A 23,487-nucleotide genomic window follows, 5' to 3' on the forward strand; every position below is an offset into this window, starting at 1 on the left:
TGCCTCTTTCATTTAGTTTATTGAGTATGTCTAAGCTAATTTACAATTAATCAGAACACTAAACGACACCACAAAAATAATAAATATTAACTTTAATACAAATTTCTTTTTAAAACTTCCAAAGAGCATAATCATATTTTTAATATCTAACATAGGTCCAACTACTAAAAATCCCATTATAGAGTTTATGGAAAATACTTTTAGAAAGCCTTTAGCAACAAAGGCATCTGAAGTTGAACAAACTGACAGTAAGAAAGATAATAAAATCATTATTATAAGCGAAATTCTGCTATCATTTGTAATATACATATTATCATTTATAAGTTGCAGGCTTTGAAAAATACTAGATAAAAAAGTACCAATAATCATGAATTTGCCTATATTGAAAAACTCGTCTCCTGCATGAATAAACACTGCTTTAACCTTTTGAAATTTGTTTTTTGGGTAATCATAGTCATCATTACAAAAGCCACAGTCACACTTAGCTATGTCTACATCACTTTTTAAAATCTCTTCATCCTTTTTTGTAATAAGCTGCATAATCAATCCTACTAAAATTGCAATTACTATTCCTGTAGCTATTCGGTAAATAACTACAGCTTTCATTCCTGGAAAGGCATATATAGTTGCAATAATTGCTATTGGATTTACAATTGGTGCTGCTAACATAAAAGTAATTCCTGCTGCTATAGGAATCTTCTTCTTCATAAGGCCTTTAACTATAGGGATTGTCCCACAATCGCATATGGGAAATAGTAAGCCTGAAAAAGCTGCAATAATACAAGATAAAATGATATTCTTAGAAAATATTTTAATAAAAGTATCTCTAGATATACAAATCTGTATTATTGAAGATACAAAGCTTCCAATAAGAATGAATGGAAGTCCTTGAATCAATATACTTATAAACACATCATAAAACCTTTTGAATTTATCAAAATATGCACCAGATATTTTAACATTTAATACTGTTAGTGTAAAAAAGATAAATAAGAGCATTCCAAGACCTACATATATAATGGCATTAGAAAATAAAAGTTCATTTCTTTTTATTTCCTCATATTCCTCTTTGTCTAAGTTTTCACCGTTTATTGCAGCAACATGCTTCATAATATTGGCTGTCTCATTAATATTTTCAATCTCATTTTGTATATTTGAAAATTCCTTCTTCTCCAGCTGATCTGCATTATTTAAAATTATAGTTTCACTATTAAAAATATTAGTGCTGATTATACTTCCCATATTTTTAAGATACATAATAAAGCTTGTTGCATCAATTACATTTATTATATCAGTAACCTTGCATATTTTTTTAAGCCCTCTGTTATTAAAAAGATTAATTATGTTACTGGAATCCTTCATGCCATTTGCTTCAATAAAAATTCTATTTGGAGCATGTTTGCTTATAATTTCTTTTATGAAATCTCCATTAATTCCTTTATCACTATCACTTTTAATTACTATAATTTGATTTTGATTATTCAAATCATCTTTTATTTCACAATCCCCAAATTCGTCCTGGATAACAACAATGATTTCACCCTGTAATTTTTCTTCTTGTAACATAGAATTTATAAAACTCGTTTTTCCAGAGCCAAGAAATCCACTGACTATTTTTATCTTTATTTTCATACTTCACCTCAACAAAGTCTATTCAAATTATTGATGGCTCTCTTTAATTTAAATGTTAAAACTTAGTCTGCATTAAAATTTTCAAATCTAATTAGATTTGAGTTCATCAATATGAATTGTAGTATACTCATCATCCTCAAGGGCTTTAGTTATTTTTTGCAGTGGTGAACTTTCATCATAGGTTACATTAAGTTTATTGTTGTTAGTATTAAAATCTACATATTTAAGTTCAACAAATGGATGATAATAAAAACTATGAAGTATATCAGGGTTTTCATCTTTTAGTCCACTAATTATAGATGAAGGATCTGAATCATGTACATATCCTAAAGGTGTTGGAACAAATAAGTTAGTGTCATTTAAATTATATATATTGGTATTATCTGTACCATTAAAAGGTTCATATACAAATTGGAAGTAATCTGCAATTACTTTCTTTTGAAGTTCAGTATCTAAATAATGCGGACTCTCATAATAAGAAATAGGAATATTTAAGGCACTTGCGGTGTCAATCCCTTTTTCAATTACACTACGCGTTTCCGCCTCTGTATCATTTACATCCTTCGCCAATTCTTCACCAATTCCACTTATCTCATTGCCATGCTGATGAGTGTAGCCATGAAGTCCTATTTCGCCACCTTTATTGATAAAATAATCTAAAAGATCAACAAAACCTACATTTGTTATGTTGTTATTTGTTAACAAATCATTATCAATATTATCAGCTGGCGATACAAATCTAGGAATCCAGCTAACATGAAATTTCATTCCTTGAGAATATAAGAGATTAGCCATTAACTTTATTTTTGCTTGGTTTTTATCTATTGCATAATTGCCGCCACAGCCGAAGTCTTCTAATCTGATTAAGGCAACTTTGTCACTATAAGATGTTGGCTCTTCATTAGGTGCTTTAACATTATTATCAAGTAAACTGATACTATTATTTTTAAAATCAAAAACAGCAATTAAATTAAATAGTTTTTCTATATCTGAAATTGAAATATAATTAGTATCATCCTTATTTATTAAATTACCTCGAAGATAGCCTGTATTAGAATTTTTAATATAGGAATTTTGAGTTAGAGAAATTTTATTATCATTGTTGTATAATGATATTTTGTTATCTGAAGTGTCAAGCGTATAGTTTAATTTGCTGCAAATAAAACTAAGAGGGATGTAGTATCTTTGTGCCTTAAGCAGCATAGGAACATCTGTAATGTTAGTTTCGTTTAAAATATTTAAGGTTACATTATTAACCTCGCTTATAGGCTCATCATCAAATTTAAGCTTTGGAGTATATACTGATTTAAAGCCATTATCTGGAAGCGAACTGGCATAAACCATATTATTTATTATAGTTGGATCTTTACTAAAAAACTTATAGTAAAAAATAGAATGAAAAAACATAAATATAGATAATATCATTGTTAAAATAGCGAAAGTCAATGCTTTCCTTTTCTTTTGCATAATTTTAATCTCTCCTTTTATGTATGAAATATAATTCCAAATACATATTATATTACAACTTTGTTACAGTTATTTGTCACAAAGGTTTTATACTTTCCTAGTTTTACCTTATTTCAATAAAAATAGTTTATTGCTAATTTTTCCATCGAAATACTTCTGCGAGGTATATAGCTTCACTTCTGCTGCTAAACCTCTTACAAATTAATTTATACAACAAAATATGAAGTTTGTCTCTATTTTTTTATTATTCTATAAATATATATAATAAAATTTCCTAAGCTCCATTATAAATAATATTTTTAAAAGTCTTGACAAATAAAACTTAGAGGATTAAGGTAAATGTAAATGCAAACAATATGCATTTACATTTTTTTTATAGGTGGTGCAAGAATGAAACAATGTAATCTTATTATCAAAACTAAAAGTGTATTGAAATTATCTGCACTTTCACTTTCATTATTTTTAGGCTTAGCCGGCTGTGCTCAAAGCTCTTCTTCGAGTTCTAACCAATCTAGCCCAAAGAGTGATGATAAAATAATCCAAGCCGTTGGTGCAGAAAATGAATACGCTGATGTTATAAAACAAATTGGTGGAGACTATGTATCAGTAACCTCTATTATGAGTGATGTTGGCACAGATCCCCATTCTTATGAAGCAGATACTAAAGATTCAGAAGCCGTGAGTATAGCAACCTTAATCGTTCAAAATGGTCTAGGTTATGATGATTTTATGGACAAGCTTGAATCAAGTGCTTCCAATTCAAATAGAACAATAATTGATGTGGCTAAATCTCTTGACTACGGTGACAACACAGAAAATCCACATCTTTGGTATAAGCCTGACACTATGCCAAAAGTTGCAAAGCTTATCGCTGAAAATCTAGAAAGTCAATTGCCAGACCAAAAGGATTACTTTGAAGGTAATTTAAACAAATTTAATGACTCCTTAAAAACTTTTAATGATGATCTAAAACAAATTCAGGATTCCTATGCTAATGCAGGTGTTGCTGTTACTGAGCCTGTAGCTGACTATCTGCTAGAAGCTGCTAATTTAGACATAAAAACTCCATGGGATTACCAAGCATCAGTAATGAATGATACTGATCCTTCTCCACAAAATGTGCAGATACAGGAAAATCTTTTAAAGAATAAACAAGTAAAGGTGTTTTTATATAATCAACAGGCTATTGATGATTCTACTACTGCCCTATTACAACTTGCAAAAGATAATAATATTCCAATTGTAGGTGTATATGAAACTATGCCTCCAAACCACACATATCAAACTTGGATGGAAACTGAAGCTGAAAGCATAATTAAAGCTTTAAAAGATGGCGTTTCTACGGAGAAAATTTCATGATAAATACAAATACATTAAAATCTAACCCAATATTATCTCTTGATAACATTAAAGTAAGCTTTGGTGAACATTTAGTACTTAAAGATGTGAATATTAACGTGTATCCAGGAGAATTCATTGGCCTTATTGGAGCTAATGGAGCGGGAAAATCTACACTGTTAAAGGTAATTTTAGGTCTATTACAGCCAACAAATGGGAAAGTGACAATCTTTAATGATAAAGAAAAAGAGTCAAAACATCTAATTGGATATGTCCCTCAAAAAATATTTTTAGATCCTAACGTTCCTTTAAGAAGTCGGGATTTAGTAGCTCTTGGCCTTGATGGACATAAGTTTGGAATTCCTTTTCCAAGTAAAAAGAAAGAAAGAATTGTAAATGAACTATTAGAGGCTGTAGATGCCATGAGATATGCAGATGCACCTGCTGGAAAACTATCTGGCGGGGAACAGCAAAGACTTCTTATTGCTCAAGCTTTGCTTACAAATCCCAAGGTACTGCTTCTAGATGAACCGCTATCAAACCTAGACATTAAAAGCGCTTATGAAATAATAAATTTGGTATCACGCATAGGCCGTGAACGAGGCATAGCTATAATTTTGGTAGCACATGATATGAATCCGCTTTTAGGTGTAATGGACAGGGTTGTATATTTAGCAGATGGAAATGCTGTAATGGGACAAGTGGATGAAGTTTTTCAAAGTGATGTATTAAGCAAACTATATGGTTACCCAGTAGAAGTTTTAAATATAAAAGGGCGAATTATAGTATTAGGTGAACAATACTCTAATAACATAGATGCTTATTCATATGATAGACACTATAAAACTCGGGGGTTCTAACATGAAAAATTTTTTAACTTTTCTATTTGCACCAGGTTTTTTTGAAAGTATTCAAGTTTTACACGCTTTAATTCTTGGCAGCATTGTTGCTGCCATCTCTGGCGTTATTGGAGTATTTGTTATTATTAAAGGCCAAACTTTTGCAGCTCATGCAATTGCAGATTTTGGCGGTGCAGGTGCAGCTATTATATTTTTATCTGGAATTAATTCATTGTGGGGCTTTTTAGGCTTTGGAGTTTTAGCAGCTTGTGGTGTAGAGCTTTTAGGTAACAAAGCCAAAGAAAAAGACTTAGCTACAGGCGTAATACTCTCAATTGCTTTAGGAGTGCAGGCACTATTTTTATACTTTGATACTCACTTCACTCAAAAGGCAAGTGAACCTATGCTGATTTTATTTGGATCTATTTTCGTCATTAGCCATTCCACAATATATATAGTAGCATTTCTTACAGTAGCTACTATCTTTGTGTTTTCTATTTTCTATAGACCTATTTTACTATGCTCTATAGATACTGACCTTGCAAAAACTATGGGTATTAATGTTCGTTTAATAGGCATCGTATTTATAATTTTATTAGCTCTTGTAGTTGAAGAAGGCTCACTCATTATGGGTTCTCTCTTAAGCAGTGCCCTCTTAATTGGTCCTGCTGCTGCAGCCATGAGGCTTACACATAAAATGAATTTCGCCATGCTTTTATCAGCTGTTATTGGAATTTTAAGTGTATGCCTTGGAATTCTTCTAGCTTATGACAGCTTCTATTGGCCTCCTAATGGAAGAGGGTGGCCTGTAAGCTTTTTTATATCTGTTCTTGTGTTAGTCTTTTATATACTTTCCAGAATAAAGGAGCAATTCTCCATGCTTCAGAAAATCAAAAAAGGGAGGATGATATCCAATGAATAACCTTGGACTATTTACAGATACATTTATGATCCATGCTTGGATCAGCGGAACAATAATAGCTATACTCTGTGCACTTATTGGTTTTTTTGTGGTTATCAGGGGAGACTCTTTTGCTTCTCATGCATTACCTCAAGCTGGATTTTCTGGAGGCGCTGGTGCAATATTATTTAATATTAATCCTATGTATGGCTTATCTATATTTGTGCTTGGCGGTGCAATAATAATTGGACTTTTTAGTAAAAAAGAACGTAATGATATAATTACTGCCCTTAGCCTAGTTGTTATTCTTGGAATAGGAGCACTATTCATGGGCTTGAGTAATAAATATGCAGCTGGAGCATATGCTTTACTTTTCGGTCAAATCGTAGGAATCAGCTATGAACAAGTGCTCCAAACATCGATTTTGGGATTAATCTGCCTTGTAATCATAGTTCTTTTATATAGGCCGCTTCTACTCGTTTCTATTTCTAAAGATGTTGCTGAATCAAGAGGAATACCTGTTATATTAACAGAAGGGATTTTCATGATAGTGCTAGGATTAATTTCCGCAGCTACTGTACCAATAGTTGGTGCATTACTCTGCTTTAGTTTACTTGTAGTTCCTACTGCTGCAAGTGCTTATATAACAAGCAATCCCAAATTGGTCATAGCTTTATCTCTGATATTCTCTGTATCTTCAGTATGGATATCATTAACTTTAGCATATTACTCAGGATGGCCAATTGGATTTTTTGTTTCAACAATTGGAGGGATAATATATTTTCTTTCAAGAATAACCAGCAAAATAAAGTTTGGAAGTAACTAAATACAGAAAGTTTCCTTTAATTATTATAATTAGACTTCCTAACCTGGATAAAAAAGTACCTTAAAGCAAGTAAAACTAAACTTTAAGGTACTTTTTTATGTATACCTTGGCGGAGAGAGGGGGATTTGAACCCCCGGTACCTCATAAAAAGGTACAATGGTTTTCGAGACCACCGCCTTAAACCCCTCGGCCATCTCTCCTTATCTTCTTATTTAATTTTAATTCTTATACAAATATATGTGATTTCAGTAAGTTGTCATATAAGTCTAAGTTAAAAGCCGAATATCTATAGCAACCAAAAAGCCCTTAAAAGGAAAATGATGCTCCAAAAGTGAGAGTTTAAAAGTGAGCATCCAAAACAGCTAAAAACATAAATTTCATCTAGGAGTATTTTACACTTTCTTTTTTAAAACTTTCTCTTTGAGCATCCTGTATATAGCTAATAGGCTTTCGTTTCAAGCCAATCATCATTTGTTAATTGTTAACTAATCCACCTATTATTATAAATCTTTTTTTCTCCTGTTGTCAAAAAATTCTGTTAGCATTTTTGAGCATTCAGAATCATACAGCCATTTAGTACTTACAAAATTATCTAGCCTCATATCGTCCAAGAGATTTATTACAGATCCGCATGCTCCCATATCCTTATTAAAAGTTCCTATATAAATTTTAGATATTCTGCTTTGAACAATTGCGCTGGCACACATTGGACATGGCTCTAAGGTAACATACATTTCAGTCCCACCCAGCCTCCAGTCTCCAATATACTTTGAAGCTTCTTTAATTGCTAAAATTTCAGCATGAGCTGTACTGTCTTTTAAAGTTTCCTTTAAATTATGAGCTTTTCCAATAACTACTCCATCTTTTACAATTACTGCACCTACTGGAATCTCCCCCTTACTCATCGCTATCCTTGCTTCTTCCTTAGCTAATTCCAAAAAGTCATTCATAATCCACCACCCTTTAGTTAGTTATTAGTGACAAGTGATTAGTTATAAGATAATAATAAAATCCACGAAATGGATTTCTAAAAACATATCCTTAGAAAAGCTGAAAGCTTTTCTTCCTAAAAATTGTCTCTTCCCACTTATCATTCATCACTTATAATTGCCACTTACTTGCTTAATTTCACCTAAAATAAAATCTGCACATTACAAATATTATTATCACTATTACATCTTATTGCATATAGTATAGTAATTAAAATCATACGCTTTATACTCATGTATGTCTAATTATAATTTTCAACCTTATAAAAATAATTAAACAAATAGAAGGGGTATTTCTAATCTCTTAGAAATATACCCCTCCTATCTTAATTTATCTAGTCATTTCCAAAAAACTTGCGCTCATGCTTGTCTATCTTTCACATATCATTAGCCGCCTGCTTTTCTTCAATATTAATAATCATTCTAACTTTTTTGATTCTATTCTTCACTATTTCTTCAGCAATTAGCTTTACACCATTTACTGTAACTTCCTCATATTTTTCCGGAACTCTTCCAAGTTCACCTATCATGATTCCGCCGATAGAATCGAATTCATCTGAATCTATATTAAAGCCTACTAAATCACTTATATCATGAAGTCTGAGGCTTCCATCAACAACATATTCATTATCATCTATGAAATCAATAGGATGCTTTTCTTCATCATATTCGTCTTCAATATCTCCAACTATTTCTTCTACTAAATCTTCTATTGTAATCAATCCTACAGTTCCGCCATATTCATCTAATACAACAGCCATATGATTTCTTGTTCTTTTCATTTCTTTAAACAATTCCACGATTCTTCTAAATTCAAAAGTATATAATGGTTCCCTTATATATTTTGAAATATTAAAATCTTCTCTTATATTTTCAACCATAGCAAGATCTTTAACATTCAATACACCTATAATATTATCTATGGTCTCTCTATAGACTGGAATTCTTGAAAATTGTTCGTTTTTGAATATATGCATGACTTCATCATAGCTTGCTTCTTCATCCACTGAAACAATATCAACCCTTTGAACCATTGCATCTTTTACAAGAAGATCTGCAAAGTCAATTACATTAAATATCATCTCTTTTTCAGCATTTTCCAAAACACCCTCTTCTTCACTTACTCCAACTATAGTCCTTAACTCCTCTTCTGTTATAGAAGACTTGTCCTCACTAACATCTCCTGCAAAAATTCTAGTAAAAAGTGAAGATATAGAAGTAAATATATAAACCAAAGGCTTAAATATTATTACTATAAATTTTATGGGTGTAGCAACCAATAAAGAAACTGTTTCGGCTCTCTGTTTTGCAATAGACTTTGGTGTTATTTCAGCAAAAATTAATACTAGAATCGTTATTATTCCAGTTGCTATTCCAACTCCTGTGTCGCCAAACAAATCAGTCGCAAGCACGGTAGCTACTGCCGATGCTGCAATATTTGCCACATTATTTCCTATTAAAATTGCTCCTAAAAGTTTACTTGGATCTTCAATAAGTTTTTCAACCAGTTCAGCTTTAGGAACTTTTTCCTCAACCATATGCCTTAATCTCATTCTGCTTAAAGACATTAATGCTGTTTCTGACATCGAGAAAAAACCTGATACTGCAATTAGTAAAACTAAGCTAAGTAACTGCCACGTATAAATGGGGTCCAAAAATGATCACTCTCCTAATAACTCAAATTTTATTTGTAATTTCTATTATATCACAATATAAATAAAAGTAATATAATTCCACTATTTTAACATTTATTTAATAATATATGTATTAGGAAGAATTTTAAATCATTCTTTTTTATTTACAAATTAATTTAATTTTAAAATCTCATTTTCTGGACATAAGCTATTTTTACTATCTTTTCTAATTCCTCATTTAGGGCCAATTGAATTACTTTATTATTGCTTAATTCAAAAGTATATATATTAAATCCATTTATGTTACTGTTATAGTATGCTTCTGTTCCTTTTCTAAATGCATTTTTTCTTTCTGTTAAATATACTCTTTTAACCTCACCTTTATTAATCTTTTGAGCAACCCTTCTTCTACTTGCATTGTATACCTTAGTTATAGTAATATCACCATTATATAGCTCATATTCAAAATCAATATACATAAAGTAACTTCCTACAAAAAGTGCTGCAGCAGCTATTGCTAATGCAAGTCCAATTATAATAGATCCTAAAACAAATAATATTGCAGCCACACCAAAAATAATCGCTAAATTTTTAAGCATATTGCTTATTCTTTTAGATCTATCTGATGGTATAAATTGTTCTAAAACTACCTCCATATTTCCCGCTCCCCTTCACAAGATTATGTTCCTATACTAATATTTTAAAATATTTGAAAATATTTTCAAGTAAATTATATCAAGTGTTTTAGTCAAAATATATCTGGTTTTTTATTTTTGTAAGATGTCACATTTATTTAGTGTTTATCCTTTTTATTTTTTCAATAATATATGATAAAATTTTCTTGAAAGGTGGCAATAATAATGATTTCATTTATAAAATCAAATTCGAATATTTTAGTTCTCATATTTCTATTATTTTTAACAGTAGATAGTTTTTTACTTATTGTGAAATTTATAAAACGTTCAGAAACCCTTCCTAAATTAAAAATCTCATACGATATTTTAAAAAGCTACTGCTTTTGCTTTTGTAATAATAAATACAAACTTGCAATCATAAATTTAGAAATAGAGAACATGTCAATGAAACCTATTGATATTACAAATATAAAACTAATTGATAGATCCAAAACTTACATAGCTTCAATTCCAAAACTTGAACCTTATTATGAAGAAGATAAAATCATCTTATCTAATGAAGATAAATCTAAATCTATCAGCATAGATATTTCCTCCGAAAATATTCTTCAAAATACAAGTATTTCTCCACTCACTTCCTTAAACGGTTATGCTGTTTTTGAGAACTTTGACCCAATTATTTATTCTAGAAGCTATAAATTAGTTGTTGAGACTCCTCTTAAAAGTTTTGAAACAGAGGTTACAATAAATCCACTTGAAGATGGACTCAATCCTATTATCCCTGAAGATATATAAGTATATTAGATTTACTTAACAGGCATATTTAGTATAAATAAACTTACTGATATGCCTGTTATTTTAATGCCTTAAAATACTTTCTGGCCTTTGCACTATGGGATACTAACTTTAATAATTTCATATTTGAATAATTGGAGGATATTAAGTTCAAGGATTCTATCTTAAAGCTTAAATTAGTTATAAAAAAAGTACTAAGTTTGAATTTTTCATTTGTATTATATTATATAAAGCAATATTAATAACCTCTTTTAATATTATTTTTCGACTTTTTTTCAAAAAAAGTACCAAAATGTATTTATTACATTTGTATAATATAACGAGAGAGTTAAATATTGCTTTATTTTTATTTTAAAAACTTAATACTATTTATTTTTATATAAAACAGGGAGGATTATTATGTTAAAAAGAGCGAATAAAGTAGCAGCATTATTAATTGCAGCTGCATCTATGATATCAATGGTTCCAGCAATGGCTGCTGATACACAAAAATTAAGCACTATGGATGGTACTATTGAAAGTGCTGTAGCATTTAGTGATGGTAAATACTTATATCAAGGATATAAGAGCGATGATGATGATGATGGAATCTACTATAATGCAGGCGGTAAAGATAAGTATTTAGATGATGTTGAAGATTCTGATCTTGAAGGTTCATATGATACAAAATACGCTTTTGCAAAAGATGGAAGCGATGAATATCTAATTGACTTATCAAATGGATCTGTAACTGATGACACTACTCCATCTGATAACTTAGATACTGCAACATCAAAATTAAGAACAAATTTAAGAAAAACTGATAGATATGGACAATTAGAATCAAGTGCTATTAATTTAGAAAGAGCTGACAAAGGACCAAAATTTAGTGATGTATGGTACTCATATGAAGCTACTCCATTAGATGGCGCTGACGGAAAAGATTATACATTCAACGGTAAATTATATGGATTTACTAATCAATCAGGTAAATATATAGATATTTCTACTACAGCAAACATCTATGCTTACTCTTCACAAAAAGGTAAGGTAGTTAAAATAGAAGATTTCACTAACGACTATACTGATGTAGATAACGATAGTAAGTTATCAGCTACATTAGCTGCTGCTCCAGAACTTTTAACTCAAGATAAAGATAATTTCTACGTTAAGGTAAAAGTTAATATATATGACCAAGCAGCAGGTACTGGAGATTTAGTTGGAACAACAACGGCTGCTGCAGCTTCTATAGATGGTAATGCCGCTGTTTTAACAACACACACATATATTCAAAAAATATCTAAAGCACAAGGCGATAAGAAGGATGATGCTTACATTCCAAAGACTGTAGCTTCTTATGAAGTAACTAAAGGTGTATTCGATTCTGGAGATGCGGATGATGCGTATAGTGCAATTGAAGGCACAGATACTTTTTCAGTAGTTAATGGACAATTATTAGCTATAAATCACTCTGGTGATAATGTTAAAGTAACATCTATCAACTTAAAGAAAGATAAAGTTAAATTTGAATCTGCTAAGCCTACAAGCTTTACAAGTGAAAAAGTTGATGTTTATTTAGCTGAAAAAGATGATTCTGATGATGTTGATGTAAAAGACAGCGGAAATGCTTATGACATCGACGTTAATGGAAATGTATGGGTTGTTGCTAAAGGTAAAATTTATGAATTCAAAAATAATGAAATGACTAAAGTTTATTCTTGTGACTCTTCATTAGATTCTATAAGCGTTTATGATGCAGATAATTTAATCACTTGGGAAGATGATGGAGATATCTACTCAACTGTTAGTGAAAGTGGTTCAGATACTACACCAGTAGATCCAGCAAAAACTGGATGGGACAAGCTAGCAGATGGAACTTGGAACTTCTACGATTCAACTGGTACTAAAGTTGTTAACAAATGGGTTAACGATGGTGGTGTTTGGTATTACTTAAAGGCTGATGGTGTTATGGCTACTAGTTGGTTAAATGACAACGGTACTTGGTACTTCTTAAATGGATCAGGCGCTATGAAGACTGGATGGATAAATGATAATGGTACTTGGTACTTCTTAAATTCATCAGGGGCTATGGCTACTGGATGGGTAAATGACAGCGGTACTTGGTATTTCTTAAAATCATCAGGGGCTATGGCTACTGGCTGGGTAAATGATAATGGTACTTGGTACTTCTTAAATTCATCAGGGGCTATGCTTGCTAATACAACTGTTGATGGTTACAAATTAGGAGCTTCAGGAGCTTGGATCGGATAATTAATTTGAACAGCTTATAAATTATAAAATAAACCTATAATAAATATCTTAAAGCTTGAATTTCTGCACGCTCTTAGCGGAAATTCAAGTAAAATTCCCAAATTTCTTTCTTAAATTTTTTGTATGTTGCTGGAAGTGGATGCTTCCAGCAACTCTTTTTTATAAGGATTTTTAATGAGAATTAAATTTATAACTAACTATTTTCTCACTGCGTTTCCCTAACTCTTTTCTTCATTATGATTTCTTTGTAAAATGTATTATTATATCTACTACCTCTGAACTGCTGCCAATTCTTATAGGTGGTCCCCATGTCCTTGCACCACTGGACACTATAACTTGAAGCTCCTTCATTTTTAAATAACCATAATCAACTTTAAAAACTTTATTTGTAATCAAGCTAAAAGGAAACATCTGTCCCTTATGTGTATGTCCAGATAGCTGCAAATCTACTCCAGCTTCTTCTGCTTCTTCTAAATCAACAGGCTGATGATCCAAAGCAATAATAGGCAGCTTTCTATCTATATCCTCCATTAGCACGGATACCTTTTTACGTTTCTGCCTGCTGATTCTTTCATAAAATTTATCTTCTCTTCCTATAATGTAAAAACTATCAGCTATTTTAATAGTGTTATCCCTAAGCACATTAACTCCCGCCTGCTTAAATCTCTCTATGCGGTATGCTGAATCACCTTTATCATCGTAATCATGATTTCCTAAAGAAGCATAGATTCCATATGTACTCTTTATCTTTTTAAAATTATATTCCTTAAGTTCAAGCTCCTTGGAATCTATATCACGGTTAGCATCTATAATGTCACCTGCAATTAATACAATATCAGGCTTTATTGAATTAATTTTATCTACTAATTTTTTCATGCCCTTATCCTGCAGACTGCTAAGATGAATATCTGATAAAAGTGCTACGTGCAGTTCTTCCAAAGTGCCTGCTTCTTTAGGAATCTCTATATCATATGAAGTTACTTTTAAATTCTTTGCATTTATACTTCCATAAGCAAGAAGACCTAAAACAATAACAAGCAGCAGCAGACCAGCATTGAAGGAACTAATAAAATCCATATCTATACTCTTATTAAGTAGCCCAATTATCCTAAATATAGTAATAAATATTGTGAGATAGACCATTGACCCAAACCAATACGAAGAGGCTAGATAAGAGCTCTTCCGCAAATAACGCGGCAAATAGCGGTTCCATATTACTCCTATTAAGCTCCCTACTACAAGCAAAGAGAAAATAATCCAATATACATTTTCACTTACAAAAGGTATTTCTATAAATATAGTATTCCAAAGCCAGGCTCCAATATAATAGTTTATACCTCCAAACAGGGCTATTACTGCACCTATAATAAAATAAAATCCCATGCTCATACAGCTCCTTATCCTCATAGATTACAAAATCTTATATTAAATCATGCCTATCCTTCTTAAGCATAATTTCCTTAAATTCATCTCTAGAGATTTTTTCATCATAATAATCTAATTTTAAATTCACAAGTTCTAAAAGTTCAGTGTATTTTTTTATTTCTTTTTGTATCAAATCTTTTTGATCCTGAATAATATTTCTTCTTTCCGCCTTGGTTTCATCTCCCTTAACACAAAGTTTAACGTAATTTTTTATGTATGCAATAGACATTCCCATGGTTCTCATGCAGTTAACAAGCTGAATCCATCCCAAATCATCATTTGTATATATTCTTCTGCCGTTATTATCGCGCTTAACAAAGGGCAATAATCCTTCACGTTCATAATATCTTAATGCATATGCCGATATATTTAATTTTTGTGATACCTCTTTTATTGAATAGCTCATAATTATCTCCTTAAGAATAATCTATAAATTTTATATCAATTAGTATAGTAACAATTATAAGAATTAAACTAATTATAAATCAATATTTTTTTAAATTATATGTTGACTTACAGTGCAGTGTAAGAAATATACTGAGGACATGGTAAGAGATTTTAACTTCTCTTATGAATTGTTTCATCTAAAAGGAGGAAAAATACATGGAAAATACTATTCAAGCACCAATAAACTCAAAATATGACTTTTTCTCAACAGCTAAGGACGTTATAAGTAATATAAATTTACATGGAAAAACTGCAATTGTTACTGGAGGCTATTCAGGAATTGGCCTTGAAACAGCTAAAGTTTTAGCAGAAGCTGGAGCTACAGTTATAGTACCAGCTAGAACTATTGAAAAAGCAGAGAAGGCAGTAAATAGAATTCCAAATATAGAACTAGAAACTTTAGATCTTATGAATCCTGCTTCTATAGATGACTTTGCTAAAAGATTTATTGCATCTAACAGACCGCTTGATATCCTAATAAACAGTGCTGGAATTATGGCCTCACCGCTAATGAGAGATGAAAGAGGCTATGAAGCTCAATTTGCAACTAATCATTTAGGTCATTTTCAATTAACAGCAAGACTTTGGCCAGCACTTAAAAAATCTGGTAATGCAAGGGTTGTTGCAGTTTCTTCAAGAGCTCAACGTCTAGGCGGAGTTAATTTCGAAGATCCAAACTTTGAACACATAGAATATGATAAATGGAAAAGCTATGCTCAATCTAAATCAGCTAATATACTTTTTGCCGTTCAGCTTGACAGACTTGGAAGAGATTATGGTGTGAGAGCTTTTGCAGTTCACCCTGGCTTAATTCCTACTACAGACCTTGGCAGATTTAATGATACTGGAAAAATTACTAAGCAAGAAATTAAAACTGATAACAAAGCTGCAGACAATGACAAAAAATCTTCATCCAATGAGCAGGCAAACGAATTTAAAACAATTGCGCAGGGTGCAGCTACTTCTGTATGGTGTGCTACAAACGATGAGTTAAATGAAATGGGTGGCGTATATTGCGAAGACTGCAATATTGCAGAAGCTGTTCCAGCAGATAGCGTAAAAGCAAATGGGGTACGTCCTTGGGCTATTGACCCTGATTATGCAAAGAAGCTTTGGCAGCTAAGTGAAAAACTCACTGGCGTGAAATTTACATTTTAAGAAATAATAGTTCCCTATATTAATTATTGGTATCTATTATTTCCCTCCAGTTTACTCATAAGTAAATACATTTAATTACTAGATTGGATGTACGTGAAATAAAAATACAAACCAGCTCTAATAAATTACATTTACAAAACCAGTTGTTTTAATAATTTGAAGCAACTGGTTTTTTATAGAATTGCTTATTCAAATTAAAGTTAGTAATTTCATAAGTTTCTAATTTTGCTTACTATAGATATAAAAGTAAAGATTTTGACATATACATTTGCCTAATAACTACAGATTAAAATACTTGTCCAAATATATAAATCTATTTCTTAACTTGGAAATCTATAGTGCAGCTATTTTTCATTCTATAGTTATTTTCAACCCCTGTTATCTCATATAGATAATTTTGTGACATTTCTTTAATCCTCCCGCCAATTGCTTTATCAATATTAATTAAATCCTTCAGTAAATATTCACTGCTAAGCATTATAGGCAGGTTATTTATATATCTATGATTTATGATTTCACTGGTAATCCTTAAATCACTTTCTGTATACCCATTTTTGAACAAATCATCTATGACTAATATTTCAGCATTCTTATATTTTCTGATTATCCTCTGATATATATCACCATTTAAGACATTTTGCTTCAATTCTGTGATTGCATCTATATAGCTCATGTACACAACCTTTTTCTTCTTCTTACTTACAAAATTATTGATTAGTGCAACTAAAAGATGCGTCTTTCCAGCTCCACTGTCACCAAGCAAAGCCAATGAATTACCCGCCTCATCTTTAATGGTATCAAAGGCTAAAAAGTAATTAGTCGCAATATCCTTCATATTTTTAACCTTAGAATTCCATGGTTCAAAATCCTTAAAAGATTTTTTAATAGCACGTGTTCCAAGTCCTGTTGCTGCCAGCTGCTCTATTGCAAACTGTGCCTTGCTGCAATTGCACTTAGAATATGAATGTCTTTCCTTGTGATATATCCAGCCTGTATCATCACATAATATGCATCTAGTCGATTCCAAATTCTGTGAGTTCTTCATTTGTATAGTGGGTAAATTCACGTTTTGGGAGTTCGATTCTAATATCTTCTGCACCCTCATTAAACACTCCTCTATCCCTTTGGGTAAATCTTTTGCTATTTCCACTGCCTTCACTCTCCTTTTTCCATACTTCATAATTAACCTTATTGCTTCCCTCTTCCATAAACGTGCTTATTCCATTTTTTCTGCTTAAAAAATCAACTAAACTCCACTTATAACTAAAATAGAATTCACTCTTTAGTATTTCACTATAAACATCTATCGCCTGAATAATTTTGTCCTCTGAATAGCTTTTTAATGCCTTTGCTATTGCTTTTTCTATATCAATACTAAAAGTTTTATGAACTATTATTTTTTTACTGTTCCAATGACTATATATATTAATATTATTTATATCAGTATTGTTATTATTAGTATTATTAAGTGTGTGATTTACCGTTAACGGTAAATCTGCTTTCGGTATAAGTTCTGATTGTATAAGGCTTTCTTCTGTTTCTTTCTTCTTCTTTATTACTTCTTCCGATACTAATTCTTTCGATTTTAAGCTCTGCTTTATATACCTGTCCTTTTGTAATTTATCTTCCACTAATTTAGGCTTTTCTGCTATAGACAGGACTGCTTCAGGCAGCTCATAAAAAATATATGACATCTTACCAAATTCACCTTTATTTCCTTTTTCCTGATATCTTTTTAAATATCCCGCTTCCATTAATTCCTTTAAGTAACCCTTTATTTTAGAGAGTTTATCTTTTTTAGTTATAAAGTAATATTCTCCAGTGAATGTCCATTTATCATGATGCGCCAGCACATAGGCCATAAGTCCCCTTGCACCATAACTTAAATTTTCATCTGTTAATATCTCATTTAGTATCTGCGTAAAATTCCCTTTATGTTTTGCTCTATATATCGACACAATATCACCTACTTTATTTCAAAGTTATTCTAAAATACTTTTTACAACCTGATTTGTTAGCAATTCTTAGCTGCTTTCATAATAATATATACTCAATTTTATTCTCATGTTTATCTCATCCCCCTAAATAAAAATCATCTCTACTCTTACATAATATGGCAATCATATATCGTTGTCAACGATATTTTTTATCGTCTTTTCTGTTTTTAAATAATAAAAGTTTAAATAATGCTGACTTGTTTAAACTATAATAATCATCTTATCAATTTTAGTGTTACAATTGTAACCTTAATTTAAATATAGTATAATGTTAGCTATAAAACACTTCATCCGCATATTAGTCAAGCAGCACAAAAGAAAGGATATTGTTATGGAAAAAAGAACTAATAACATGCAGAATATACTAACCAAAGAAAGTATTTTCACTGCTCTTATGATTTTAATGGAAAAGAAGGACTTTAAAGAAATTTCTATTACGGAAATAACTAAAAAAGCTGGAGTTTCAAGAATGGCCTTTTATAGAAATTATGATGAGAAAGAAGATATAATAGGAACTTATCTTGAAGAGCTTTTTAAAGAATATTCCAAGGAAATATTAAGCTGCAGCATCTCAGATGATAATAATAACATTGAAAATCTCCGCCTATACTTCTCTTATTTTAGAAAACATGAGAAGTTAATTTCGAATTTAATTAAATCAAATTTAATCAATATGCTTCTTGAAAAATGCATTGATTCTCTCTACACCCTATCTAGTGAGACTTCCTGCGACAAATCATATTCTCCAGAAAAACAATCCTTTTGGATTGAATATATGGCTGGTGGATTATATAATGTACTGATTAAATGGGCTAAAGGTGGCATGAAGGAAAGTGACGAACATATGGCTGAAGTCATCTCTGAATTTATACATAATTAGTCTTAGGCACATGAAGTAAAATAACAGCCTATATGCCAGTATATTTTACTTCATGTGCCGGTGATTTTATTCCTATACAACAAAATAAACATCTATATATGCTGCCATCTGATCTCCTAAAGTAAGATAATAATATACAGGTATCATATAGCTTGAATAAAATAATTTTTTTGCTTCTTGTACATTAGCTTCTATTGACCTTATTACAAGTTGTTGATTCCTAAGACTTATAATGTAGCTGTCCGCAATGAGCATAATCTGTTCTGAAAAAAACACATCTGCAAAAGAATCTCTATATGTGTTTGCATTCCTTTGCAAATTTTCTCTAACTCCCTGCATCTGTTGAATATAATTCTGAATATTTGTATTTGTTGCTTGTAATTGTTCTGTTGTTAGATCTGGACTTATGTCAATTACAGTTAAATTAGAACGTATGGTTTTAATCTGCTGAAAATTATTAAGGATGCCTTCTTTATCCTTCAAATCTGTTACTTTAGGTCCAAAAGGTGCACTTTTAACTTGTGCATATGCTGGATTTCCTATTGAAAAGGTCAAAAGTAATATAAATATTATTAATCTCTTCACTTGTTTTCTCATTATTAGCTCTCCTTTTTATAGAAATTGTATTCTTCTAGAAACTAATTCTTATTTATAGTTAGTTATTTCAAAAAATTTTATTCCCTATAAAAATTCATAACCTTAAATATTTTGCTTTTTCTAATTAAGAACCGATCCTATCTATAAAAAATTTTAAAATAAAGGAGATTTTTTATGTAAAATCTAAAAAACATCCATATATCCTTTATGAAAACAAAGTAAAGGAGGTAGTAATCATGGCTGTAACAAAATCAATTCAAACAACATCTTTAAGCATTGAGGTTCAAAAAAGCGTAGATAAATCTGGAGATCCAATCTATGCTAAAAAGACTTTTTCCAATGTGAAGACAGATGCAGCTCCTGAAAACATCTACGATGTTGCTGAAGCAATAAAAGGTGTTTTGGATTCTAAGACTAGAGATTGCTTTATTAATGAATCTTCTAGCCTTGTCACTGCTTAGTCTGTTAATACTGTAAATTAATAAGGATTGGAGGTGAATTTAATGGAACAAGCTTTAGCTATGACTTTTTTAACTGCAGATGGTGAAAAAAGTACTTTAAGCATCTCTGGCGTTAGAGATAACCTTGCCAAAGATGAGATAAATGCACTTATGGACACTTTAATTGCCAAGAATATCTTTAAAACTAATTCTGGTGATTTCGTTAAAAAATCCGGTGCTCAAATAACTCAAAGACAAGTTACTAAATATGATGTAGCTTAGTCACATTAAAAAGATATTAATTTTAAACGTACCTTATATAACTGAAAAAATAGAAGGCTGTCTATAAAAATGAACCACACCATGTCAAGCAGATAGGATGCGGATCAAAAAGACTGCCTTCTATTTTTATTTTGCAATAAGTAATATGATCAGTAAATGGAGTTCTTAGATCATAAGAAACTTCCGTTATTAGTTCGGTTTTAGTTAGTAATTCAAACATTTTAATACATAAGCCGGCGGCATATATAGTTCTAGGTGATTTAATATATTCTATTAGAAATTTTGCATATAAACTAACTTCTTACTTTACTTCCTATATAATTTTATAATTAGTTTTTCGAGTTTACCAAGAACCTTGCTCATAAGTTCCTCCAGCTTTATATATATTCTAATCCCAGCATATGCATTTGATTTTCTAGCTGCTTCTTTATATTCCTCTGCTAAATTCTCTTGTCCATATAGTTTGAAAAACAGATCATCAATTTCTTTATTATCCATATCTTCACCTTCTTATATGCAATGATAAAATCATATATTTTAAAAGAAGCTTGTCTTTATCTATTATTATATATAAGTTCTAGTATATTTAAAGTATCTTTTTAAGTCCTATCTTTATTGACTAAATTCTCTTCTCCTTATTCCATGCAGGAGCTTACATATTTGTTATATAAAGTTTAGAAGTTGTTTATACATAATTAACATCATAAATGTATAATCATAATAAAAAAAGAGCTTCCTAATATAAATTTTAATAAAGATAAAAATTTGTCACAATTTTGACACAATGTATTACTATAATAAGAGTATAGATTTTGTAAATCTTTTTTTCATAAATATAGACCCATAAATAAATATAGAACCGAAGAAAAACACACATATCCCCTATGTGTGTTTTTCTTTATTTAATATTTGAATTATCGAACTTAGTTAAATTGTGCATGTAATTTAACTTTCTTTTATGTTTAGTTTCTAGAACTTTCTCTTTGAGTTTCATCCCTAACTTGTAACTGTTTATATATTTGTATACGTACCTTTATGCAAAACTGATATTGCTGCTGCTATAAGGATAATCCCCATAAAAGCAGGCGTAGCATGTCCAAGTGACACATAGATTTGACCTCCAATGATGGGTCCAATCATTCTTGCTAAAGCCTGAATAGACTGGCTGCCTCCTTGAATCCTTCCTTGCTCACTAGAATCCACAGACTTGGAGAGCATTCCATTGAACGAAGGTCCAAAGATGGAATCACCAAAACCAAATATGAACATTCCAACAATAAAAAGAGGATAGAAAGAAAGCATAGCAGATGCTGCAATAAAACCATAACCTATAATCTCCGAAGTCATTCCAAGAACTGCTATCTGTTTATCACTAAGTTTCATCAAGAGCTTTGGCATTATGAGGCTTTGTGAAATAATATCTTGGAAGCCTATAATTGAAAACATAAGTCCTATTAGTGCAGGCTGAAAACTAAAAGTATCTATTGTAAATTGTGAGAGAACCGCCTGTAAAGATCCGTTTGGTATCCAAAGCAGGAATCCTGATACAAGCAATCTTTTCAAGTTTTTCATGGAAAGTATGCTCGAAAGCTGTATAAATGGATTCAATCTTATAAAGGTAATCTCCTTTAGCCTATTATTCTTATCAAGGCTTTCAGGCATAAAAAATAATCCATAAACAACATTTAGTAAAGTTATTATTGCTCCAAAATACATAGGTACAGAATAACCAAACTTAGCAAGCAGTCCTCCTAGAGTAGGTCCAATGACAGTACCCACACCTACAATCGCACTCACCCAGCCAAAATACTTGGTTCTCTGGTTAGGCGGAATAATATCCGCAAAATATGCGAAGATAGTGCTTATGGTTCCGCCTGTTATGCCATCTATTATACGTCCAACAAATAGAATCCATAAAGCACCTCCTATTCCAAAAACTAAGTATCCGATTGCGGAACCTAAAAGGCATACTAAGAGTACTGGACGACGGCCATATTTATCGCTTAAAGCTCCAAGTCCTGGAGCCGCCAAAAACACGCAGACTGCATAAACAGAAGTGAGCAGCGTAACAATTATGGCTTGCTCTCCTGGATTGCTTACATAAGGCTGTACTAAGAATGGTACAACAGGTGCTATTATAGTGAAGCCTAATCCGCAAAGAAATACAGATATAAGACCAAATATTAGAGCATTCTTATCTATTGTTTGTTCTGTGTTATGTATATTATGTGATCTAAATTTAGACATTTAAATCCTCCTCTCAAAAGTTATTATTTTGCTTCCATAAGAAACGTACTTTACGTTTGACAAATTGGGTATTTTTGACCAGCCCTCCAATATGGAGGAATGGGCAAAAACACCTAATGTCCTTATTATTACAGTAATTATTTCAAGACAATCGATGAACCTACATCCTTTAACATAGCCTTCAGATCTTCTCTTTCGTTAGCTGGTCCATTTCTCAAGCCGGTAACAACAGGTACATCTTTAACATCAAATTCCAAGAGCTCAAACATGTGCTTTGTATACTCAATATATGACTTGAACAGTTCTGAATCAGGATTACCTTGATTAAACGTAAGAATTAATCTTTTTTCAGCGGCACTTTCTTCTTGAAAATATGGAGAGTATCGTGGAGAAAATCGTGCAAACAGCCTATCGATTAATGTCTTAGCTTGAGCACTCATCTGCATCATGTAAATAGGTGAACCGAAAACAATGACATTTGCACGATCGATTGCAGCATTAAGTTTCTGCATATCATCTTTGATAACACACCCCTTATCACTATTATGGCAAGCCCAGCATCCACGGCATGGTTTGATATCAAGATCGCTGACATTGAAGACTTGAGTCTCAGCACCTTGTTCTTTAGCACCTTCAAGTATCTTATTTACTATCCAAGCAGTATTGCCATCTTTTCGCGGACTAGTATTAATTCCTATAATATTCATT

24 protein-coding genes and 1 tRNA gene are annotated in these 23,487 nt (G+C 31.3%); 10 read left to right on the forward strand and 15 right to left on the reverse strand.

The features are described from left to right. Positions 1-30 precede the first annotated feature (30 nt). Positions 31-1,632 carry a permease gene (locus tag CDLVIII_RS00270; protein WP_009167480.1) on the reverse strand — a complete coding sequence of 534 codons (1,602 nt, stop codon included), beginning with the start codon at positions 1,630-1,632 and terminating at the stop codon, positions 31-33. Positions 1,633-1,719: 87 nt separating this feature from the next. Beyond that, positions 1,720-3,099 carry a DUF2334 domain-containing protein gene (locus CDLVIII_RS00275; RefSeq protein ID WP_009167481.1) on the reverse strand — a complete coding sequence of 460 codons (1,380 nt, stop codon included), beginning with the start codon at positions 3,097-3,099 and terminating at the stop codon, positions 1,720-1,722. 390 nt (positions 3,100-3,489) lie between these two features. On the opposite strand from CDLVIII_RS00275, the gene CDLVIII_RS00280 reads away from it, so the two are divergent. The 4 genes from CDLVIII_RS00280 to CDLVIII_RS00295 are packed head-to-tail and all read left to right on the forward strand — an operon-like array spanning position 3,490 to position 7,003. Further along, the gene (locus CDLVIII_RS00280; protein ID WP_050816219.1) at positions 3,490-4,458 is read left to right on the forward strand and encodes a zinc ABC transporter substrate-binding protein; all 969 of its coding nucleotides are present in this window, start codon (positions 3,490-3,492) and stop codon (positions 4,456-4,458) included. Continuing rightward, entirely contained in the window at positions 4,455-5,297 is an 843-nt protein-coding gene (locus CDLVIII_RS00285) for a metal ABC transporter ATP-binding protein (protein ID WP_009167483.1), read from the forward strand. The genes CDLVIII_RS00280 and CDLVIII_RS00285 overlap by 4 nt, the downstream gene beginning before the upstream one ends. A gap of 1 nt (position 5,298) precedes the next feature. Beyond that, positions 5,299-6,198 (forward strand): metal ABC transporter permease, encoded by a 900-nt coding sequence (locus CDLVIII_RS00290; protein WP_009167484.1) that lies wholly within the window; start codon positions 5,299-5,301, stop codon positions 6,196-6,198. After that, positions 6,191-7,003 carry an iron chelate uptake ABC transporter family permease subunit gene (locus CDLVIII_RS00295; RefSeq protein ID WP_009167485.1) on the forward strand — a complete coding sequence of 271 codons (813 nt, stop codon included), beginning with the start codon at positions 6,191-6,193 and terminating at the stop codon, positions 7,001-7,003. The genes CDLVIII_RS00290 and CDLVIII_RS00295 overlap by 8 nt, the downstream gene beginning before the upstream one ends. Before the next feature lie 107 nt (positions 7,004-7,110). Here the strand turns inward: CDLVIII_RS00295 and CDLVIII_RS00300 are convergent. The 4 genes from CDLVIII_RS00300 to CDLVIII_RS00315 form a co-directional block, all read right to left on the reverse strand. Further along, positions 7,111-7,203, reverse strand: a tRNA-Ser gene (locus tag CDLVIII_RS00300). 300 nt (positions 7,204-7,503) lie between these two features. Beyond that, positions 7,504-7,953 (reverse strand): nucleoside deaminase, encoded by a 450-nt coding sequence (locus CDLVIII_RS00305; RefSeq protein ID WP_009167486.1) that lies wholly within the window; start codon positions 7,951-7,953, stop codon positions 7,504-7,506. A 416-nt stretch (positions 7,954-8,369) separates the two neighbouring features. Further along, on the reverse strand, positions 8,370-9,647 hold the full coding sequence (locus CDLVIII_RS00310; RefSeq protein WP_009167487.1) for a hemolysin family protein: 1,278 nt from the start codon (positions 9,645-9,647) through the stop codon (positions 8,370-8,372). Between the two features lie 161 nt (positions 9,648-9,808). Further along, complete coding sequence (locus CDLVIII_RS00315) at positions 9,809-10,282, reverse strand: hypothetical protein (RefSeq protein ID WP_009167488.1); 474 nt, start codon at positions 10,280-10,282, stop codon at positions 9,809-9,811. A gap of 204 nt (positions 10,283-10,486) precedes the next feature. Here CDLVIII_RS00315 and CDLVIII_RS00320 point away from each other — a divergent pair, with 204 nt between their 5' ends. Together CDLVIII_RS00320 and CDLVIII_RS00325 are read left to right on the forward strand one after the other, a co-directional pair. Continuing rightward, entirely contained in the window at positions 10,487-11,056 is a 570-nt protein-coding gene (locus CDLVIII_RS00320; RefSeq protein WP_009167489.1) for a hypothetical protein, read from the forward strand. A gap of 399 nt (positions 11,057-11,455) precedes the next feature. Continuing rightward, the gene (locus CDLVIII_RS00325) at positions 11,456-13,306 is read left to right on the forward strand and encodes an N-acetylmuramoyl-L-alanine amidase family protein (RefSeq protein WP_009167490.1); all 1,851 of its coding nucleotides are present in this window, start codon (positions 11,456-11,458) and stop codon (positions 13,304-13,306) included. Positions 13,307-13,540: 234 nt separating this feature from the next. Here the strand turns inward: CDLVIII_RS00325 and CDLVIII_RS00330 are convergent, their stop codons facing one another. Beyond that, on the reverse strand, positions 13,541-14,689 hold the full coding sequence (locus CDLVIII_RS00330) for a metallophosphoesterase (RefSeq protein WP_009167491.1): 1,149 nt from the start codon (positions 14,687-14,689) through the stop codon (positions 13,541-13,543). Between the two features lie 37 nt (positions 14,690-14,726). Continuing rightward, positions 14,727-15,137, reverse strand: coding sequence for a MerR family transcriptional regulator (locus tag CDLVIII_RS00335; RefSeq protein WP_009167492.1), 411 nt, complete (start codon positions 15,135-15,137; stop codon positions 14,727-14,729). Between the two features lie 197 nt (positions 15,138-15,334). Here CDLVIII_RS00335 and CDLVIII_RS00340 point away from each other — a divergent pair, with 197 nt between their 5' ends. Further along, complete coding sequence (locus tag CDLVIII_RS00340; protein ID WP_009167493.1) at positions 15,335-16,336, forward strand: SDR family NAD(P)-dependent oxidoreductase; 1,002 nt, start codon at positions 15,335-15,337, stop codon at positions 16,334-16,336. Positions 16,337-16,649: 313 nt separating this feature from the next. On the opposite strand, the gene CDLVIII_RS00345 is transcribed toward CDLVIII_RS00340, so the two are convergent. Together CDLVIII_RS00345 and CDLVIII_RS29125 are read right to left on the reverse strand one after the other, a co-directional pair. Beyond that, positions 16,650-17,381: an ATP-binding protein gene (locus CDLVIII_RS00345; protein ID WP_242835810.1), complete on the reverse strand. Its 732-nt coding sequence runs from the start codon at positions 17,379-17,381 to the stop codon at positions 16,650-16,652. Then, on the reverse strand, positions 17,350-18,294 hold the full coding sequence (locus CDLVIII_RS29125; RefSeq protein WP_009167495.1) for a hypothetical protein: 945 nt from the start codon (positions 18,292-18,294) through the stop codon (positions 17,350-17,352). The genes CDLVIII_RS00345 and CDLVIII_RS29125 overlap by 32 nt, the downstream gene beginning before the upstream one ends. 370 nt (positions 18,295-18,664) lie before the next feature. Between CDLVIII_RS29125 and CDLVIII_RS00355 the strand changes: the two genes are divergently transcribed. Next, positions 18,665-19,213: a TetR/AcrR family transcriptional regulator gene (locus tag CDLVIII_RS00355; protein WP_009167496.1), complete on the forward strand. Its 549-nt coding sequence runs from the start codon at positions 18,665-18,667 to the stop codon at positions 19,211-19,213. A gap of 72 nt (positions 19,214-19,285) precedes the next feature. Here the strand turns inward: CDLVIII_RS00355 and CDLVIII_RS00360 are convergent, their stop codons facing one another. After that, the gene (locus CDLVIII_RS00360) at positions 19,286-19,810 is read right to left on the reverse strand and encodes a hypothetical protein (RefSeq protein ID WP_009167497.1); all 525 of its coding nucleotides are present in this window, start codon (positions 19,808-19,810) and stop codon (positions 19,286-19,288) included. A 236-nt stretch (positions 19,811-20,046) separates the two neighbouring features. Here CDLVIII_RS00360 and CDLVIII_RS00365 point away from each other — a divergent pair, with 236 nt between their 5' ends. Both CDLVIII_RS00365 and CDLVIII_RS00370 read left to right on the forward strand, forming a co-directional pair. Then, a complete protein-coding gene (locus tag CDLVIII_RS00365) occupies positions 20,047-20,271 on the forward strand; it encodes a DUF1659 domain-containing protein (RefSeq protein ID WP_009167498.1) in 225 nt (74 codons plus the stop codon). Between the two features lie 42 nt (positions 20,272-20,313). Beyond that, the gene (locus tag CDLVIII_RS00370; protein ID WP_009167499.1) at positions 20,314-20,532 is read left to right on the forward strand and encodes a DUF2922 domain-containing protein; all 219 of its coding nucleotides are present in this window, start codon (positions 20,314-20,316) and stop codon (positions 20,530-20,532) included. A 61-nt stretch (positions 20,533-20,593) separates the two neighbouring features. Here the strand turns inward: CDLVIII_RS00370 and CDLVIII_RS30970 are convergent, their stop codons facing one another. From CDLVIII_RS30970 to CDLVIII_RS00385, 4 genes are all read right to left on the reverse strand, one after another. Next, positions 20,594-20,752, reverse strand: coding sequence for a hypothetical protein (locus tag CDLVIII_RS30970; protein ID WP_186005536.1), 159 nt, complete (start codon positions 20,750-20,752; stop codon positions 20,594-20,596). Positions 20,753-20,838: 86 nt separating this feature from the next. Further along, entirely contained in the window at positions 20,839-21,030 is a 192-nt protein-coding gene (locus tag CDLVIII_RS00375; protein ID WP_009167500.1) for a hypothetical protein, read from the reverse strand. A gap of 513 nt (positions 21,031-21,543) precedes the next feature. Next, complete coding sequence (locus CDLVIII_RS00380; protein ID WP_009167501.1) at positions 21,544-22,779, reverse strand: tetracycline resistance MFS efflux pump; 1,236 nt, start codon at positions 22,777-22,779, stop codon at positions 21,544-21,546. A 137-nt stretch (positions 22,780-22,916) separates the two neighbouring features. Continuing rightward, positions 22,917-23,486 carry a flavodoxin family protein gene (locus tag CDLVIII_RS00385; protein WP_035301992.1) on the reverse strand — a complete coding sequence of 190 codons (570 nt, stop codon included), beginning with the start codon at positions 23,484-23,486 and terminating at the stop codon, positions 22,917-22,919. Position 23,487 lies beyond the last annotated feature (1 nt).

The organism is Clostridium sp. DL-VIII (assembly GCF_000230835.1).
GTDB lineage: Bacteria > Bacillota > Clostridia > Clostridiales > Clostridiaceae > Clostridium.